Source organism: Flavobacterium sp. GW823-FHT04A11, from assembly GCF_058796535.1.
Genome location: NZ_CM179503.1, coordinates 2730740 through 2748853 on the forward strand (window position 1 = coordinate 2730740; position 18114 = coordinate 2748853).

Genomic DNA, 18114 nt, shown 5'->3' on the forward strand with positions numbered 1-18114 from the left:
AAGCGACAAAGGTTCAAAGGAACAAAGTTGTCTTACTTTGAAAAACCTCTGAACCTTTGTTACTTTGCAACTTTGAACCTTATATACCTTCTTTCAAATGTTTGTAATTGGATTTTATAGTATCCAAAACTTCATCCATTTTACCGCCAAGCATTAATCGGGTCATAGATTTTGCCATGCCTACGACTTGTTCCCATTCTACTTTTGGAGGCATTGCCAGCGCATTTGGATTTGTAAAAATATTTAATAAAACCGGACCATTGTGTCTAAAAGCATTTTCAATTGCTCCCTCAACTTCTTCGGGTTTGTGCACATTTACGCCCTGAAATCCCATCGCCTGGGCAATTAATCCAAAGTCAGGATTGACCATATCGGTTTCATTATCAGGCAAACCGCCAACTTCCATTTCAAGTTTTACCATTCCCAAAGCACGATTATTGAAAACAATAATTTTGATCAGAATATTATATTGCTTAATGGTGGCCAAATCTCCCAAAAGCATTGACAATCCGCCGTCGCCACACATGGAAATAACTTGTCTTTCAGGATGTGATAGAGCAGCTCCAATCGCCATTGGCATTGCATTGGCCATTGATCCATGGTTAAAAGAACCTAACATTTTTCGTTCGCCGGTTCCTTTAATAAAGCGGGCTCCCCAAACACAGGTCATTCCGGTATCTACGGTAAAAATGGCATCTTTAGTAGCTAATTTATCGATAATATGAGCCACATATTCGGGTTGAATCGTGTCTTCTCCGCCATTGTCATCAATATAAATGTTCATGTTTTCTTTTACAGTTGCATAAAATTTAAGCTGAGCCTGTAAAAAACTATCGTCTGTTTTGTTTTCCAATAATGGTAATAAAGCTTCTATGGTATCGCCAACATCACCGCATAATCCCATATAAAGATTGGCTCTTCGGCCTAAACGTTCTGTGCTTGTATCGATTTGAATAATTTTATTATCAGCAGGCATGAATTTATCATAAGGAAAATCAGTTCCTAACAACAAAACCAGATGCGATTCGTGCATACTGTGATAAGCAGAAGGCTGACCGAGTAAACCTGTCATTCCTATTTCGTTAGGATTATTGGGCTGAATGCTCATTTTTCCTCTAAAAGAATATCCTACCGGTGCTTTTATATGCTGCGACAATTGTACGACCTGATCGTGTGCTTTTTCGGCACCAATTCCGCAGAATAAAGTGATTTTTGTACTTTCATTGATGGCTTTTGCCAAATGCTGTAATTCAGTATCCGAAGGTCGAATAACAGGATTGCAGTGAAAAAACTGAGTAGAAATATTGCTTTCAACAGCTTTTAATTCGGAAACATCGCCCGGTAAACCAATAACGGCAACTCCTTTTTTTCCTAAAGCATGTTGTATGGCAGTTTGTATGATTTTGGGAGCTTGCTCAGCCGTCATAATCATCTGATTATAATAACTGCAATCGTCGAAAAGTTTAATGGTGTTGGTTTCCTGGAAATAATCCATTCCCATTTCATTTGTATTTATTGTCGATGCAATGGCTAACAAAGGAACGTGCGAGCGATGCGCATCATACAAACCATTGATTAAATGAACGTGACCCGGACCACAACTTCCGGCACAAACAGCAAAACCGTCTAATTCGGCTTCGGCAGCAGCTGCGTAGGCGCCGACTTCTTCATGGCGAACATGAATCCATTTTATTTTTCCGTTTCTTCGTATCGCATCATTAAAATGATTTAAACTATCTCCCGTAACTGCGTAAACTCTTTTTACTCCAGCCTCTACCAACATTTCAACTAATTGATCTGCAACTATTTTACTCATCGATTCTTTTTTTAAATTAATATTTAGATTGTAATAAACATTGGTACGGTTTATTTTCTAATGATTATATTTTTAGAAACATCTGGTTATGATGTGAATGAGGTCTGGTATAGTTTTATAAATTTAGCGAAAAAAAATGGTTTTTTTGAGGTTCAAAGGGACAAAGGTTCAAAGGGACAGAGGTTTTTCTTTTAGGAGCTAAGATGCTAAGGTTCTGAGTTGCTAAGTTTTCTTTTTAAGGTTCAAAGTAGCAAAGGTTCAAAGGGACAGAGGTTTTCCTTTTAGGTGCTAAGATGCTAAGATTCTGAGTTGCTAAGTTTTCTTTTTAAGGTTCAAAGTGGCAAAGGTTCAAAGGGGCAGAGGTTTTTCTTTTTAGTTGCTAAGATACTAAGGTTCTGAGTTGCTAAGTTTTCTTTTTAAGGTTCAAAGTGGCAAAGGTTCAAAGGGACAGAGGTTTTTCTTTTTAGTTGTTAAGATGCTAAGGTTCTGAGTTGTTAAGTTTTTTTTCTTTGAATCTTAAAAATTTAAATAAAAAAAAGGAACAAAGTTCAAAAAAGCCACTACACTTTTAAGAACTCTGAACCTTTGTCAATTTTTTTAGTTAGTAAGATTCTAAAATTCTGAATTGCTGAGTTTTTCTCAGAATCTTAGCCACTTAGTAACTCAGAACCTTAGCATTTTAGAAACTTAGAACGGATCTGCAGTAACGCCAAATTTCATGGCTGCTTTTACCGTAACATCTTTTGTAAGTGTTTCTTTTAAAGTAACCTGTGTTCTGATTTTATATTTATCTGCTTTAATGTACTTGTCCAGTTTAGCATTGGTACTAATTAAATCAAGCATATTGGTTGTTTCGTTGATATTATCCTGATACGCCAATTCTATTTCGTCAGAATCTGTGGTTGAAATATAAAGGTGAATTGATTTTAGGAACGTAAACGTTTTTCCGTCAGGATTTGTAATCGATAATTTAAGAGATTTTAGTTTGACATCTTTTACCAAACCCGCCTCTGTTTTATTGTTTTTAAATTCAGAAGAGGAATTTGTGGTAACGTCCGGCGTAATAATTTCTGTAGGTAAATTTATGGGAGACGTACTTTTTATTTGAATCGAAGCTTCATTTGAAATAGTAAATGATAGTAAATCCTCAATCGCATCGCAGGAAGTTAAAAATAAAGAGAATAAAATGGTAATGGCAATTAGTTTTGATTTCATATAAATGGTTTTTGTTAGATACGAATTTTTTTGAATGTTGGATTGCGAAAGATGCTAAGGTTCTAAGATTCTGAGTTGCTAAGTTTTTTTTAAGAGCGTAAATGCTCAGAATCTTAGAGACTTAGCATCTTAGAAGCTTTAAAGAAAAAAAATCAAAATTCCATTTTTAAGATTCGAATATAAAAAGTATTTTTGCGCATGCAACACAACGTACTTATTTTAGATTTCGGATCGCAATATACACAACTTATTGCGCGTAGAGTTCGCGAATTAAATATATTCTGCGAAATTTTCCCTTACAATCACTTTCCTAGTGATTTATCACCTTATAAAGCCGTAATTTTGGGAGGAAGCCCATTTTCTGTTCGTGCAGAAGACGCTCCACATCCTGATTTATCTCAAATTCGAGGCAAGCTACCTATGTTGGCAGTTTGTTACGGAGCACAATATTTAGCTCATTTTAGCGGAGGTGAAGTAGCCGCTTCAAACAGCAGAGAATACGGAAGGGCTAATTTATCTTATATTAAGGAAGGCGAAACTTTCTTTAACGGAGTTTCAGAAAACAGCCAGGTTTGGATGAGCCACAGTGATAGTATCAAAGCTTTACCAACCAATGCAGTGAAATTGGCCAGCACTCATGATGTAGAGTATGCAGCTTATAAAATTGATGGCGAAACTACTTATGCCATTCAATATCACCCGGAAGTTTTCCATTCTACAGATGGATCAAAAATGCTGAAAAACTTTTTAGTTGATATTGCCGAAGTTCCTCAAAACTTTACACCAAATGCTTTCGTAGAAGAAATGGTGGGAGAATTAAAAGAGAAATTAGGAAACGATAAAGTTGTTTTAGGACTTTCCGGAGGAGTAGATTCTACTGTAGCGGCAGTTTTATTACACCAGGCAATTGGAAAAAACTTATACTGTATTTTCGTAAATAACGGTTTGCTTCGTAAAAACGAATTCCAAAATGTATTGAATCAATACAAAGGAATGGGATTGAACGTAAAAGGAGTAGACGCCGGAGATCGTTTCTTGGGAGAATTAGCCGGAATCAGTGATCCTGAAACCAAACGTAAAACAATTGGTCGTGTCTTTATCGAAGTTTTTGATGATGAATCACACTTAATCGAAGATGTAAAATGGTTAGCTCAGGGAACTATTTATCCTGACGTAATCGAATCGGTTTCTGTAAAAGGACCATCGGCAACTATTAAATCACACCATAATGTGGGTGGATTGCCGGATTATATGAAATTAAAAATTGTAGAACCGCTTAGAATGTTGTTTAAAGACGAAGTTCGAAGAGTTGGCGCTACTTTAGGAATAGATCCTGAATTATTAGGAAGACACCCTTTCCCGGGACCAGGATTATCAATTAGAATTTTAGGAGATATTACTCCTGAGAAAGTTCAGATTCTACAAGATGTAGATGCTGTTTTTATCGACGGATTAAAATCATGGGGATTATACGATAAAGTTTGGCAGGCAGGAGCAATCTTGCTTCCGGTAAATTCTGTTGGTGTGATGGGCGATGAACGTACTTACGAAAAAGTAGTGGCGCTTAGAGCGGTTGAATCTACAGACGGAATGACGGCTGACTGGGTTCATTTGCCATATGATTTCTTAATGAAAGTGTCAAATGACATTATCAATAAGGTAAAAGGCGTGAACCGTGTAGTTTACGATATAAGTTCAAAACCACCTGCAACAATTGAGTGGGAATAGTAATATTTTTCAAATTAAGGCGTTACATTTGTAACGCCTTAATTTTTTAACCTACTATTTATGAGAGAACTTTTAACAATTTCTCTTGTCTTTATTTTGTCTTTTAACAAAATAACTGCGCAAGATTCAATTATTGAACACAAAATTCAAAAAGGAGAAACTGCTTATTTTATTGCCCAAAAATATAAGGTTTCTGTAGATGAAATTTACAAACTCAACCCTGAATCGCAGAGCGGAATCAAAGACAATCAAATTCTGAAAATTCCGGTTCATACTCCAGAAAATCAAAACCAGCAAAAAACTCATATTGTTGGTGCCAAAGAAACCCTTTACGGTTTATCCAAACAATACAATGTTTCTGTTGAAGCGCTTCAAAATGCAAACCCAATTCTTGCCGGCGGACTTCAGATTGGTCAGGAATTAGTTATTCCGCAAAACACTTCAAACGCTTCAAAAACTGAAATTACAGCTTCTTCAAAAGCTACACATTTGGTTGTGGCCAAAGAATCACTTTTTAGTATTGCCAGACAATACAATGTTTCGGTGCAGGATTTAGAAAATTTAAATAAAGATTTACTTTTAAATGGTTTGCAGATTGGTCAGAACATTGCAATACCAAACAAAAGAAAAACACTCGACGGAAGAGTTCGTGTTATCAATCAGGAAACGGTTTTTCATGTGGTTGAACCAAAGGAAACCAAATTCTCAATTTCCAAAAAATACGGAATCTCAATCGATCAGTTAGAATCTCAAAATCCTGAAATTGTAAACGGATTGGTTGTTGGTAATAAATTAGCCATTAATACAAAAGAAATAAAACCGGCAAACGAAAGCGAAGAATTAATGCTGGCTCTTGCCGAAAAACAAGTTGTGGTTGAAAAAGGAAAAGCCAAAACAGTTGAATTGGAAGATTTAAAAGACAGATTGGTGGTTCAGAAAGAAATGAATCAGAAGATTATAAAAATTAATGATCTGAAAGTCAATCTGAACGATATGAATGGTTCTAAGGATAATTCTGTTGAAAAGTTGAGATTGGTTTTGGAAGCAAATAAAAATGTGCAGGAAATTTTAATGGCAAAATTAGATTCATTAGTCAATACAATGAATAATGATTTAGTCGAATTAAAAAGAATGGATGTTTTGAATGTTGATGAATCAAAACGATTAGAAAAACAATCGTATGAAAGCATCGGCAAAACAAGTGAATTATCTTCTCAACTAAAAAAAGAACTGGCCGAAAACCGAAAAGCATACGCCGGATTGATGAATAAAGTAGAAAGAATTGCGGTTGAGGAAAATCAGGAATACAAGAAGAAAATCCGCGAAAGCGAAAAAAATAACAGCAAAACCGGATTGCAGCAACGCCTTTCGCTTGACGAAATAAAAAGATATAAAATTGAGCAGGAAAAAGGAGATGCACAAAATCAATTGCTGATTTCTAAAATTGATTCTTTGGATACTCAAAAAACAATCGAAATAAAACGTCACATTAGTAAAGCGTCTTATTATAGTATGGAAGCCAGGAAATTTGATGATAAAGTGGCTTTGATTAAATTGAAAAAGTATCAGGATGAAGCGATTAAAAATCAAAGTAAAGAAAATTCAGAAGTAGTTTCTAAATCAGTTTCTCTGGAAGAAATGAGACGTGAACTAAAGGAAAATCCGTTTAAAAACGAGAAAAATGTAAAGATTGAAGTTTTTGATAATCTTAAAGAAGTTTCAAATGGCTATTACTTAGTTTTAGGTATATTTACAGATGCAGTACCAAGAGATAAGTTTATTATGCAACTTATTGATTCTGGTGATTTTAATGCTAGTTTTTTCTTTAATATAAACAGTCTTTCTTATTATGTCTACTCAGATAAGTTCGATAATATGGAAGAAGTTTTATATCAATGCAAGAAAAAGGAAGAAGATGAGTTATATAAAAGCATCATTATTGCTAAGGCCGAAATCGATCTTAGATAATAATTACGTAAAAATTAACACTGGCTCGAATCTTGCATGAAGCAAAATTAGTATCTTGTTTTTGAATTAAAAATTAAATTGTTTTAGCCATATTATGAAATATTATTTAGCATTATTATCTCTAGTTTTTTTTATTAGCGGCTCTGCCTTTTCACAGGAAAAAGTAGTGAAATACAAAGTTTCTGCAGGAGAAACCATTAATCAGATTGCAGAGAAATTTAAGGTTACGCCTTATGATATTTATTCCTTAAATCCTGATGCACGCGCGGGAATTTCACCAAATTCGGTTTTGTTGATTCCAACTGCTGGCGGAAAAAAGTTGGCAAAAACAGAAGCCTCTAAAACTGTTGCAGGAAAGGCAACCACACATGAAGTGCAGCCAAAAGAAACTTTGTTTGGAATTGAGAAAAAATATGGAGTTTCTGATGAAGCTTTAAAAGCGGCAAATCCATTTTTGGTTACCAATGGTTTGCAGATTGGTCAGACACTTGCTATTCCAGGTAAAGGTTCAGCTCCAAAAACGGATAAACCGGCCAAAACTTCTGGTCCGGAAAAATATGTATATCACGATGTTGTCGCAAAAGAAACCAAATATTCTATTGCCAAACAATATAATACTACAGTTGAGGATTTAGAAAAACGCAATCCCGAAATTGTAACAAGTTTGCCTGTTGGATATAGACTAACTATAAAAGGTACGGCTCCCAAAACAGAAAATTCAGCTGTAGCGAATGTTAGTAAATCTGAAACTGTCAAAAAAGGTACCACCTATATGGATTATCAGGTAAAACCAAAAGAGACATTTTATAGTTTAACCCATACATTTCACATTACTCAGGAAGAATTGACGGAGTTAAACCCATCACTTTCTGAAGGAGTAAAAGAAGGAATGGTTTTAAAAGTTCCGTCTGGATATGTGGCACCAGTTCCTATCGTTGTACAACAACAGCCAGTAGTAGAAAAACAAGCTGAAAAACCAATAGAAAAGACTGCAGATAAACCAGTTGAAAATACCGGAGGCGGAATCAGAATTCTTGAAAAAGTAAAATCTGAAGAAGTTTCTGTTAATCCTGAAGTGGTTGAATTAACTAAAAAAAGAGGTCAGACAGAGCGTAAAAAAGTAGTTTTATTGTTGCCTTTTAATATTGCTAAAATGCAAAATGATACAACAAGTACTGCAACCCGTTTAAAAAAGGATAAGTTTTTGAATATGACTCTTGATTTTTATTCAGGAGCGATGATGGCGATCGATTCGGCGAAAGCCTTAAAATTACCAATTGATGTTGCTATTTACGATTCACAGGAAACAAAAAATACATCAAATGTATCGAATTTGATTGCTCAGAATAAATTGCAAACAGCAAATGCGGTTATCGGACCATTTTATCAGGGTAATGCCGAAGCAACGGCAAATTCATTGCGTTTGTACAATGTGCCTGTGATTTCGCCATTATCAAAAGATACAGCAAATCCAATCGATAACTTATATCAGTCAATTCCAACAAATGATGTAGTCAGAAACGCTGTTTTTGATTATATGCGTGCTAAAAACGGAAACATTGTAGCTGTTGTTGATAAGAAAAAAGAATCGGTGATCAATTATATCAAGCAAAATCAAAAAGGTGTTGTTTTTGCAAATTTGTCTGAAACCGGAGGTGTAGATGTAGCAAGTTTAAAAAGTTTATTATTGCCAAACAGACAAAATTATGTGGTGATGGAAACCGGTAATACGGCGATGATCAAAACAATTATAAAAGCGTTGATCGATGCTCAAAAATCATGTCAGGTGCAACTGGTAATTTTAGAACCAAACAGTACGCTTGATACAGATGAGATTAGTTTTGAAAATCTGGTAAAACTAAATTTAATGTATCCTTCTGTAACGCGCGAAAGTGATGAACAGCCTGTTTTAATCTTTGAAAAAGAATACAGACTGAAAAACAAAGTGAATCCAAGTACATATGCGACTCGTGGTTTTGATGTTACTTTTGATACGATGATGCGTTTGGTACAGGGAAAAACATATCAGGAAACAACAGATTTAATGACGACAGAACAAGTTGACAATAAATTTCAATATTATAAAAAAGAAGATGGCGGACACGCAAATAAAGGTGTTTACATTTTATATTACGACTCAGACTTAACTTTAAAAGTAGCAAATTAATGACATCGAAAGTAACCTATTTAGGCGATTTAAGAACAAAATCAATTCATGTGCAATCAGGAAGCGAAATTATTTCGGATGCACCACTAGATAATAACGGAAAAGGAGAAGCTTTTTCTCCAACAGACACAGTTGCAAATGCTTTAGCAAGCTGTATGCTGACCATTATGGGAATAAAAGCACGCGACCTGAAAGTAGATTTTATTGGTTCGACTGCCGAAGTAACAAAAATAATGAATGCAGAACCAAGAAGAATTGGTGCAATCGAAATTGTTTTTGATATGCAAGGTGTTGAAGACGAAAAAAACAGAACCATTCTGGAACGTGCCGGAATGACTTGTCCGGTTTTTTTGAGTTTAAGTTCAGAAATTGAAAAACGAATTACTTTTAACTGGAAGTAATTTTAAAATTCATATTTAAAAACCATCAGAAATTGATGGTTTTTTTATGCCTGATAGTTTTTTGTTTGCTATTAAGAAATTAAAAATTAACAAAAATTTCATAGGGGGATATTAGTTATAAAGACCAAATTAGCCTAATTTTGTTTTGCAAAAAATACGCATATTTCTGCATAAAAAATGCAAATTATACACTTAGAATTTCTGTGTATATCAATCTCTCTTACAGACGTTTAGTGAAAATAGTTAACCGGCAATTTTTTGTAATTCAATTTTAAAGGTAATATCTTTATAGGAAATTGATTTTTAAGATATTACGTTTTGTTAAGAGATCAGGAAAGAATCAAAAAAAAATCTATATCATGTTAAAAAGTAAAATCGACAAAGCAACAGGATTCGAAAAACGATTCGAAAATATCAATACTGTTGTTTTTGAAAATTCGTCAGACGCATCAAAAGCGGTTGCCCAGGAAATTGCAGCTTTAATCCAGTCAAAACAAAAAGAAAACAAACCTTGTATTTTAGGTTTGGCAACAGGTTCTTCCCCAAAAGGATTGTATGCGGAATTAGTTCGCCTGCATAAAGAAGAAGGATTGAGTTTTAAAAACGTAATAAGTTTTAATCTGGACGAATATTATCCGATGCAGCCCAATTCGATCAACAGCTACGTTCGTTTCATGAAAGAATTACTGTTTGACCACGTCGATATTTTACCTGAAAATGCCCATGTTCCCGACGGACTTTTAACAAAAGAACAAATCGCGGATTATTGCCACGAATACGAAGCTAAAATTGAAGCTCTGGGCGGAATCGATCTTCAGATTTTGGGAATTGGAGGAAACGGACATATCGGTTTCAACGAATCGGGTTCGCTTCAAAACTCTAAAACACGTTTGGTGGCTTTGGACCATATTACAAGGGTTGCGGCAAGCAAAGATTTCTTGGGATTGAGCAATACGCCAAGAACAGCCATTACACTTGGAGTGAAAAAAATCATGGAAGCCAAACAGGTTATTTTGTTGGCGTGGGGAGAAGGAAAGGCCAATATTGTAAAAAAATCAGTAGAGGATGAAGTGACCAATCGTGTGCCGGCTTCGTTTTTACAGCAACACAACAATGCGGTTTTTGTTTTGGACAAGGAAGCTTCTTCAAAATTAACGAGAATCAACAAACCATGGCTGGTAGAAAAAGTAACGTGGACAGACAAACTAACAAGAAAAGCGGTTTTGGGACTGGCGCTTCAGCTTAAAAAACCAATCTTAATGCTTACCGACGCTGATTATATCGAACACGGAATGAGCGATTTATTGGCAGATTCAGGTCCGGCGTACGATATCAACATCAAAATATTCAACAAACTGCAAAATACCATTACGGGCTGGCCGGGAGGAAAACCAAATGCAGATGATTCCAACAGACCGGAAAGAGCCGAACCTGCCAAAAAACGCGTACTTATTTTCAGTCCGCATCCTGATGATGATATTATCAGTATGGGAGGAACTTTTATGCGCTTGCAGGAACAGGGACATGAAGTGCACGTAGCGTACCAAACCTCCGGAAATATCGCTGTGGCGGATGACGAAGCTTTAAGATTCGCCAGATTCGTAATTGATTACAATGAGAAATTCGGAATCAAAAGTGAGGAAGCCGATAATATCTACCAAAAAGCACAAACCTTTCTGGAGAATAAAAAGAACAGTGAAATTGATATTCCGGAAGTAAGATATATTAAGGGATTAATCAGAAAAGGCGAGGCAAGGGCAACAAGCCATTTTGTTGGACTAAATGATGATCAGATTCATTTTATGGAACTGCCTTTTTATGAAACCGGAACCATCGAGAAAAAACCTATCGGAAAAGAAGATATTCAACTGACGATGGATTTGATTGAGAAAATAAAACCACACCAAATTTATGCAGCAGGAGATTTAGCAGATCCGCATGGAACACATAAAGTTTGCCTGGATGCCATTTTTGAAGCCGTAAAAGCCCTGAAGCCAAAACCGTTTATGAATGACTGCTGGCTATGGCTGTACCGCGGCGCATGGCAGGAATGGGGAATTGACGAAGTGGAAATGGCAGTGCCGATGAGCCCGGATCAGGTTTTGGCAAAACGCCACGGAATCTTCAAACACCAGTCCCAAAAAGACGGAGTTGTTTTTCAGGGAACCGATGCCAGGGAATTTTGGCAAAGAGCCGAAGACCGAAATGCAGAAACTGCCGATTTATACCAACAATTAGGTTTAGCAACATATGCCGCAATGGAAGCTTTTGTGAGATGGCATTATTAAGGCGCAGTATTAAGTCACAGTTTTCAGTCACAGTATTCAGTGCCAGTTTTCAGTGCCAGTAAACAGTCAGCTATAAACTGAAAACTGCGACTGCGACTGTAAACTATCTACTTCGACTATAAACTATTTTAAATCTGTGGCGAAAGAATAAAAATAAATAATAGCTTTGTACCAACAAGAAGCAAGAGAAAAGAATCAGTCTATATTCTTTTCTCTTGCTTCTTTCTTCTTTTAAAAAAAATGGAACAAGACAAAAAACTTCTCATAAAATTAGCTCATACCAAAATGCCTTTCGGGAAATACGAAGGACGTTTTTTAATCGATTTACCTGAATATTATGTGGTTTGGTATCAGAATAAAGGTTTTCCGAAAGGAGAATTAGGCCAGCAATTACAGCTTATTTACGAACTAAAATTAAATGGACTGGAAGAATTGATTCGTAATATTAAAAAGCAATATCCAAAGCCAAATTAAAATAGTAAGAAAAATCTTTTGTTATTTCAATTTTTTTATTTAAGTTTGATATATAAAAATATTACAATTTTTAAAACTAATTGATACCACAGAATTCCAGACTGAATTTATAAATGTGTACAAGTCAATATTTTGAAATTATAATATTTAATAAATAAAAAATATTATAATTTTTAAAAACAAATTGGCACCACAGAATTCAAGACTGAATTTACAAATGTGTACAAGTCGATGTTTTAAAATTATAATATTTTTTTTTATGCCTAGATTTACTTCAGCCATATCATTTACGCTTTTAATGGTATATTCAAAAAAAACTCTAATTAAAAGTTAAAATTATCGATTACAAAACCAAGTAATCGTTCTATTTAAAATTTTGCAAATTATCTCATTCTCTAATTGGCAAATTATCTAATTAAATTTGTACTTTTGCCAAGTTTTTTACACAACTACAATACAAACAACAACAGAATGAATCAAACAAAATATATTTTTGTTACAGGCGGTGTGACTTCTTCTTTAGGAAAAGGAATTATCGCAGCATCTTTAGCAAAATTGTTACAAGGAAGAGGGTATCGTACAACTATTCAGAAATTTGATCCTTATATCAATGTAGATCCGGGAACATTAAATCCTTATGAACACGGAGAATGTTATGTTACAGATGATGGTGCCGAAACAGATTTAGATTTAGGCCACTACGAGCGTTTCCTGAACGTTCCTACTTCTCAGGCTAATAACGTTACTACAGGAAGAGTTTATCTTTCGGTTATTGAAAAAGAAAGAAGAGGAGAGTTTTTAGGAAAAACAGTTCAGGTTGTTCCTCATATTACAAACGAAATCAAAGACAGAATGCAATTGCTTGGCAAATCAGGCGATTATGATATTGTAATTACTGAGATTGGCGGAACTGTTGGTGATATTGAGTCACTTCCTTATATTGAGTCAGTTCGTCAGTTGGTTTGGGAATTGGGAGAAAATAACGGAATTGTTATTCATTTAACATTGGTTCCTTATTTGGCTGCTGCTGGTGAGTTAAAAACAAAACCGACACAGCACTCTGTAAAAACATTGATGGAAAGCGGTATCAAAGCAGATATTCTGGTTTGCAGAACTGAGCATGAATTGTCTCCGGAATTACGAAACAAATTAGCTTTGTTTTGTAATGTAAAGAGAGAAGCTGTTATTCAGTCTATTGATGCTTCGACAATATATGAAGTTCCAAATTTAATGCTTGAAGAAGGATTAGATGTTGTGGCTTTAAAGAAATTAGATTTACCTAAAAAAGCTGCTCCGGATTTAAAAAACTGGAATACTTTTTTACGCAGATTAAAAAATCCAAAACATACTGTAAACATTGGTTTGATTGGAAAGTATGTTGAAATGCAGGATTGTTACAAATCTATTTTAGAGGCGTTTATTCATGCAGGTGCTACAAATGAAACTAAAGTTAATGTGATTTCTATTCACTCAGAACATATTACGACTGAGAATGTTGAAGAAAAATTAGGAACTCTTGACGGAGTTTTAGTTGCTCCGGGATTTGGCGAAAGAGGTATTGAAGGGAAAATTGAAGCAGTTCGCTTTGCACGTGAAAATAATATTCCGTTTTTTGGAATTTGTTTAGGAATGCAAATGTCTGTTATCGAATATTCAAGAAATATTTTAGGTTACAAAGAAGCGAATTCTACAGAGATGAATGAAAAAACAAAACATCCTGTTGTAGATTTGATGGAAGAACAAAAAACAATTACAGATAAAGGTGGAACGATGCGTCTTGGAGCTTGGAAATGTGACATTAAACCAAACACATTAGCGCATAAAATTTATGGTGAAAAGACCATTTCAGAGCGTCATCGTCACCGTTATGAGTACAATAATAAATATAAAGATGAATTAGTGAAAGCCGGACTAATTGCATCTGGGGTAAATCCTGATACAGGTTTAGTAGAAATTATTGAGTTAGAAAATCATCCGTTTTTTATTGGGGTTCAATACCATCCGGAATACAAAAGTACGGTTGCCAATCCACACCCAATTTTCGTAAACTTTGTGGCTGCTGCAGTAAATGCACATAAAAAATAATAATTAATTCTAAAGGATGTAACTTTTGAGTCAGACTCACAACTAATATCCTTTAACGAAGAACTTTTTTAAAATTATAATGGAAGAAAAAAAATTTGACCTTAATTCAATCATTGGTTTTGTATTGATATTTGGAATTTTGATTTGGATAATGTACCAAAATCAGCCTTCTGACAAAGAGATTGCTGCTGAAAAAGCCAAGAAAGAATTAGTCGCCAAGCAAGAAGCTCAGTCTAAAGCTGATAAAACTAAAACAGCTGTTTTACCTGTTGTTGCTGCAACTCCCGGAGATACGGTTCAGTTGGCACAATTGCAAAAAACTTTAGGTGGTTTTGCTTATTCTGCCACGCTTCCTTCTGCAAAAGAGTCTTTTACTACAATTGAAAACGAAAAGATTAGACTTAAAATTGCTAATAAAGGTGGTTATATCGTTGAAGCAACCTTAAAAGAATTTGAAAAATTTCATAAAGGTTCAAAGCAATTAGTAGAATTGATTAAAGACAATAATGCTAACTTAAATATTCAGCTTCAAACTACAGACAACAGAACTTTAAACTCTAAAGATTTGTTTTTTGAACCAACACTAACAAAAGTTGGTGCTGATCAAATTTTGTCAATGCGTTTGAAAGCAGGAGCTAACGAATTTTTAGAATATAAATATATTTTAAAACCAAACGATTATTTGGTTGGTTTTGATATTCGTTCCCAAGGCTTAAATAAAGTTATCAATTCTTCTAAACCATTAGATTTAGTTTGGGATTTAAAAACATATAGAAACGAGAAAAGTGTTGCTTATGATAATCGTTTTACTGAACTTGATTACGAATATGGAGATGAAAAATACAGTAACGTAAGTAATCATGGCCAGGGAAAAGAAGAAACTCCTGAAAAAGTTAGTTATATTGCATTTAAACAACACTTTTTTACTACTATTTTATCGACTGATAAACCATTTGAAAAATCAAAATTACAATCGGATGATTTAGTTAAAGACGATAAAATTGATACTGTTTTTACAAAACAATTTAAAGCAACAGTTCCTTTAGCTTTTTCTAATGGAGAGATTGATTATAAAATGAGCTGGTATTTTGGACCATCTGATTATAAAGTCTTAAAATCGTATGATAAAAACTTCCAAAAAATTATTCCGCTAGGATGGGGGATTTTTGGATGGATTAATAAATTAATTTTCATTCCATTATTTGGATTCTTAAGTTCATTTATTGCTTACGGAATTGCGATTATCATCTTTACAATTATCATCAAATTGGCGATGTCGCCAATTACTTATAAATCATTCCTGTCTCAGGCTAAAATGAAAGTTTTACGTCCAGAGATTACAGAATTGGGAGAAAAATTCAAAAAAGACCCAATGAAGAAACAACAGGAAACAATGAAATTATACAATAAAGCAGGGGTAAACCCAATGGCAGGATGTATTCCGGCGCTGATTCAGCTTCCGTTTATGTATGCATCATTCCAGTTCTTCCCGTCAGCTTTTGAGTTAAGACAAAAAGGATTCCTTTGGGCAGACGATTTATCATCTTTTGACTCTGTTGTAAAATTACCATTCCATATTCCATTGTATGGAGATCATATTAGTTTGTTCCCAATTTTGGCGGCAATTGCGATTTTCTTCTATATGAAAATGACGTCTGGAGATCAGCAAATGGCAGCGCCTCAACAAGAAGGTATGCCGGATATGGCAAAAATGATGAAAATCATGATTTATGTTTCGCCATTAATGATGTTAATTTTCTTCAATAGTTACGGTGCAGGTTTGAGTTTGTATAACTTTATTTCGAACTTAATCACAATCGGAATTATGTTTGTAATTAAAAACTATATTGTTGATACGGATAAAATTCATGCTCAAATTCAAGAGAATAAATTAAAAGAGCCTAAAAAGCCAAGTAAATTTCAACAACGTCTTCAGGATGTGATGGAACAGCAAGAAGCTGCAAAAGCACAGAACAAAAAGAAATAAGAAAATAAAAAAATCTCGATTTATCGGGATTTTTTTATACCCTTCAATATAATTTATAAAGGACAATTTCGTTTAAGTTTAAAATTGAAAATATATGATTTTAAAAAGAATATTATTTGGATTACTATTACTAAATGTACTTTTTACAAACGCGCAAACTGACATCAATAAACTGGATGCTAACGGTAAAAAAGACGGTTTATGGAAAGGAACTTATGAAGTTTCTAAACGTCCGCGTTACGAAGGAACTTTTAGTCACGGAAAAGAAACCGGAATATTTAAATTTTTTGACGACACTAAAAAAGGCGATGTGATTGCAACACGTGATTTTAGTGCCAATGATGGAAGTGCTTACAATATCTTTTATGATCAGAATAAAAATAAAGTAAGCGAAGGGAAAGTGATTGGGAAAAATTACGAAGGAGAATGGAAATATTACCATAAAGCTTCTAAGGTTATAATGACAATCGAAAATTACAAAAACGGAAAACTTGAAGGTGCACGAACTGTCTTTTATCCCAATGAAAAAGTTGCCGAAGAAATGACCTATATAAATGGAAAGAAGGAAGGTATTTATAAAAAATTCGGTCAAAACGGAATCATTTTAGAGCAGACAACTTATAAAAATAACGAATATAATGGTGATGCTGTTTTTTACGATTCTGACGGAGTTGTGGCATCCAAAGGAAAGTTTTTGAATGGAAAGAAAGTGGGAATGTGGCAATTTTACCTAAAAGGAAAACTAACCAAAGAGGTAAATATGAGTGACCCGAAAAGTAATTATCAGGCCGATTCAAAGCCAAAGACAGAATAGATTTATATAGATTTGTTTAATATAAATTCTTAAGTTATAAAATAAAACATTTAAATCTATGAAGCTTAAAATTGTACTGTTATTTTTATTTTTCTCAGGTGTTTATGCACAAAATAAAGAAGAATGCCAAAAGCTGGTAATTGAAGGAATTGAACTTCATGATAAAGGAGATTATAAGGGAGCATTAGAAAAATACAATAAGGCTTTAGAATTAGATAAAGATAATTTGACTGCATTATCAGAAAAGGCAATGTCTTTGAATTCAGCAGGTAGATACGATGAAGCATTATCTGTTTCTAAGCAAGCTTTCTTGACTCATCCAAATGAGAATCTTAAGAATCTATATGTTAATTATGCAAATTCATTAGATCATTTAAAAAAGACTGACGAAGCGCTGAAACTTTATGACGAGGGTATTCAAAAATATCCAAATTATTATCAATTATATTATAATAAAGGAATATGTTATACTAATCTTAATAAGTATAATGATGCGATTCTTTGTTTTCAAAAAGCTGTTGCTATTAATTCAAAACATGCAAGTTCATTAAATGCTATTGGCTTTTTGGAAATGAAAAGCAATAGAATTCCTGCTATTATGGCTTTTTCAAGGTTTTTGATCGTTGAACCACAAACGTCCAGATCGAAAAAGAGTTTTGAAAATTTGCAAAAATTATTAATGCAAGGCGTTACACAAACTGGAGGAAATTCTATTTCACTACATATTGATGCAAGATCTCTTTCAGATTCTACAGTAACTGTCCATAAAAAGGAAAATGATTTTTCGATAACTGATTTGATTTTATCAATGGAAGCAGCTCTGGATTTTGATAAAAAGAATGCAAATAAAACGGATGTAGAAAAATTTATCAGAAAATTTAAAACTATTTGTGCGTCTCTTAATGAAGTCAAGAAAGATAATTTTGGGTTTTACTGGGAAAATTTTGCTCCTTATTTTATTGAGATGAAGAATAAAAAATTAATTGAGCCTTTTGCATATATAGTATTTGTAGATTCAGGAACTGAAGATGTTTCCAAATGGCATAAAAAGAACCAAGCCGAACTTGATAAATTTTATGAATGGTCAAAAAATTATAATTGGAAAAATTAGCATCTAATAGATTTTCTTTTTGAAAAAATACAGTTTGTAGTCTTCTGAGAGTAAAAAATA

Annotated in this window: 12 protein-coding genes; 10 read left to right on the forward strand and 2 right to left on the reverse strand. The window is 34.1% G+C overall.

Translation table 11 applies throughout. The annotated features are described in order from the left end of the window. Nucleotides 1-79 precede the first annotated feature (79 nt). Both AC3QL1_RS11710 and AC3QL1_RS11715 read right to left on the reverse strand, forming a co-directional pair. Nucleotides 80-1816 (reverse strand): thiamine pyrophosphate-dependent enzyme, encoded by a 1737-nt coding sequence (locus AC3QL1_RS11710; protein ID WP_492491525.1) that lies wholly within the window; start codon nucleotides 1814-1816, stop codon nucleotides 80-82. A 687-nt stretch (nucleotides 1817-2503) separates the two neighbouring features. Beyond that, complete coding sequence (locus AC3QL1_RS11715; RefSeq protein ID WP_492491527.1) at nucleotides 2504-3031, reverse strand: hypothetical protein; 528 nt, start codon at nucleotides 3029-3031, stop codon at nucleotides 2504-2506. A gap of 198 nt (nucleotides 3032-3229) precedes the next feature. Between AC3QL1_RS11715 and guaA the strand changes: the two genes are divergently transcribed. The 10 genes from guaA (at nucleotide 3230) to AC3QL1_RS11765 (ending at nucleotide 18054) form a co-directional block, all read left to right on the forward strand. Continuing rightward, on the forward strand, nucleotides 3230-4759 hold the full coding sequence (gene guaA, locus AC3QL1_RS11720) for a glutamine-hydrolyzing GMP synthase (RefSeq protein ID WP_492491528.1): 1530 nt from the start codon (nucleotides 3230-3232) through the stop codon (nucleotides 4757-4759). Between the two features lie 60 nt (nucleotides 4760-4819). After that, on the forward strand, nucleotides 4820-6727 hold the full coding sequence (locus AC3QL1_RS11725; protein WP_492491531.1) for a LysM peptidoglycan-binding domain-containing protein: 1908 nt from the start codon (nucleotides 4820-4822) through the stop codon (nucleotides 6725-6727). Between the two features lie 94 nt (nucleotides 6728-6821). Further along, nucleotides 6822-8894 (forward strand): lytic transglycosylase, encoded by a 2073-nt coding sequence (locus tag AC3QL1_RS11730; protein ID WP_492491533.1) that lies wholly within the window; start codon nucleotides 6822-6824, stop codon nucleotides 8892-8894. Beyond that, nucleotides 8894-9295, forward strand: coding sequence for an OsmC family protein (locus AC3QL1_RS11735; protein ID WP_492491534.1), 402 nt, complete (start codon nucleotides 8894-8896; stop codon nucleotides 9293-9295). Before AC3QL1_RS11730 ends, AC3QL1_RS11735 begins: the two co-directional genes overlap by 1 nt. 359 nt (nucleotides 9296-9654) lie before the next feature. Then, the gene (gene nagB / locus AC3QL1_RS11740; protein ID WP_492491535.1) at nucleotides 9655-11583 is read left to right on the forward strand and encodes a glucosamine-6-phosphate deaminase; all 1929 of its coding nucleotides are present in this window, start codon (nucleotides 9655-9657) and stop codon (nucleotides 11581-11583) included. Between the two features lie 240 nt (nucleotides 11584-11823). Continuing rightward, nucleotides 11824-12057 (forward strand): DUF3820 family protein, encoded by a 234-nt coding sequence (locus AC3QL1_RS11745; RefSeq protein ID WP_192185327.1) that lies wholly within the window; start codon nucleotides 11824-11826, stop codon nucleotides 12055-12057. A 471-nt stretch (nucleotides 12058-12528) separates the two neighbouring features. Beyond that, a complete protein-coding gene (gene pyrG, locus AC3QL1_RS11750; protein ID WP_492491537.1) occupies nucleotides 12529-14142 on the forward strand; it encodes a CTP synthase in 1614 nt (537 codons plus the stop codon). A gap of 79 nt (nucleotides 14143-14221) precedes the next feature. After that, nucleotides 14222-16129, forward strand: a complete 1908-nt coding sequence (yidC, locus tag AC3QL1_RS11755; protein ID WP_492491538.1) for a membrane protein insertase YidC — start codon at nucleotides 14222-14224, stop codon at nucleotides 16127-16129. A 94-nt stretch (nucleotides 16130-16223) separates the two neighbouring features. Beyond that, nucleotides 16224-16943, forward strand: a complete 720-nt coding sequence (locus AC3QL1_RS11760) for a toxin-antitoxin system YwqK family antitoxin (protein ID WP_492491540.1) — start codon at nucleotides 16224-16226, stop codon at nucleotides 16941-16943. A 58-nt stretch (nucleotides 16944-17001) separates the two neighbouring features. Then, complete coding sequence (locus AC3QL1_RS11765; protein WP_492491542.1) at nucleotides 17002-18054, forward strand: tetratricopeptide repeat protein; 1053 nt, start codon at nucleotides 17002-17004, stop codon at nucleotides 18052-18054. Nucleotides 18055-18114: the final 60 nt, after the last annotated feature.

Bases quoted from the DNA above. Each gene is read 5' to 3' on its own strand.
- AC3QL1_RS11765 (WP_492491542.1), top strand. From the start codon at position 17,002: ATGAAGCTTAAAATTGTACTGTTATTTTTATTTTTCTCAGGTGTTTAT.
- AC3QL1_RS11730 (WP_492491533.1), top strand. From the start codon at position 6,822: ATGAAATATTATTTAGCATTATTATCTCTAGTTTTTTTTATTAGCGGC.
- AC3QL1_RS11725 (WP_492491531.1), top strand. From the start codon at position 4,820: ATGAGAGAACTTTTAACAATTTCTCTTGTCTTTATTTTGTCTTTTAAC.
- yidC (WP_492491538.1), top strand. From the start codon at position 14,222: ATGGAAGAAAAAAAATTTGACCTTAATTCAATCATTGGTTTTGTATTG.
- pyrG (WP_492491537.1), top strand. From the start codon at position 12,529: ATGAATCAAACAAAATATATTTTTGTTACAGGCGGTGTGACTTCTTCT.
- AC3QL1_RS11715 (WP_492491527.1), bottom strand. From the start codon at position 3,031: ATGAAATCAAAACTAATTGCCATTACCATTTTATTCTCTTTATTTTTA.
- AC3QL1_RS11745 (WP_192185327.1), top strand. From the start codon at position 11,824: ATGGAACAAGACAAAAAACTTCTCATAAAATTAGCTCATACCAAAATG.
- guaA (WP_492491528.1), top strand. From the start codon at position 3,230: ATGCAACACAACGTACTTATTTTAGATTTCGGATCGCAATATACACAA.
- nagB (WP_492491535.1), top strand. From the start codon at position 9,655: ATGTTAAAAAGTAAAATCGACAAAGCAACAGGATTCGAAAAACGATTC.
- AC3QL1_RS11735 (WP_492491534.1), top strand. From the start codon at position 8,894: ATGACATCGAAAGTAACCTATTTAGGCGATTTAAGAACAAAATCAATT.
- AC3QL1_RS11710 (WP_492491525.1), bottom strand. From the start codon at position 1,816: ATGAGTAAAATAGTTGCAGATCAATTAGTTGAAATGTTGGTAGAGGCT.
- AC3QL1_RS11760 (WP_492491540.1), top strand. From the start codon at position 16,224: ATGATTTTAAAAAGAATATTATTTGGATTACTATTACTAAATGTACTT.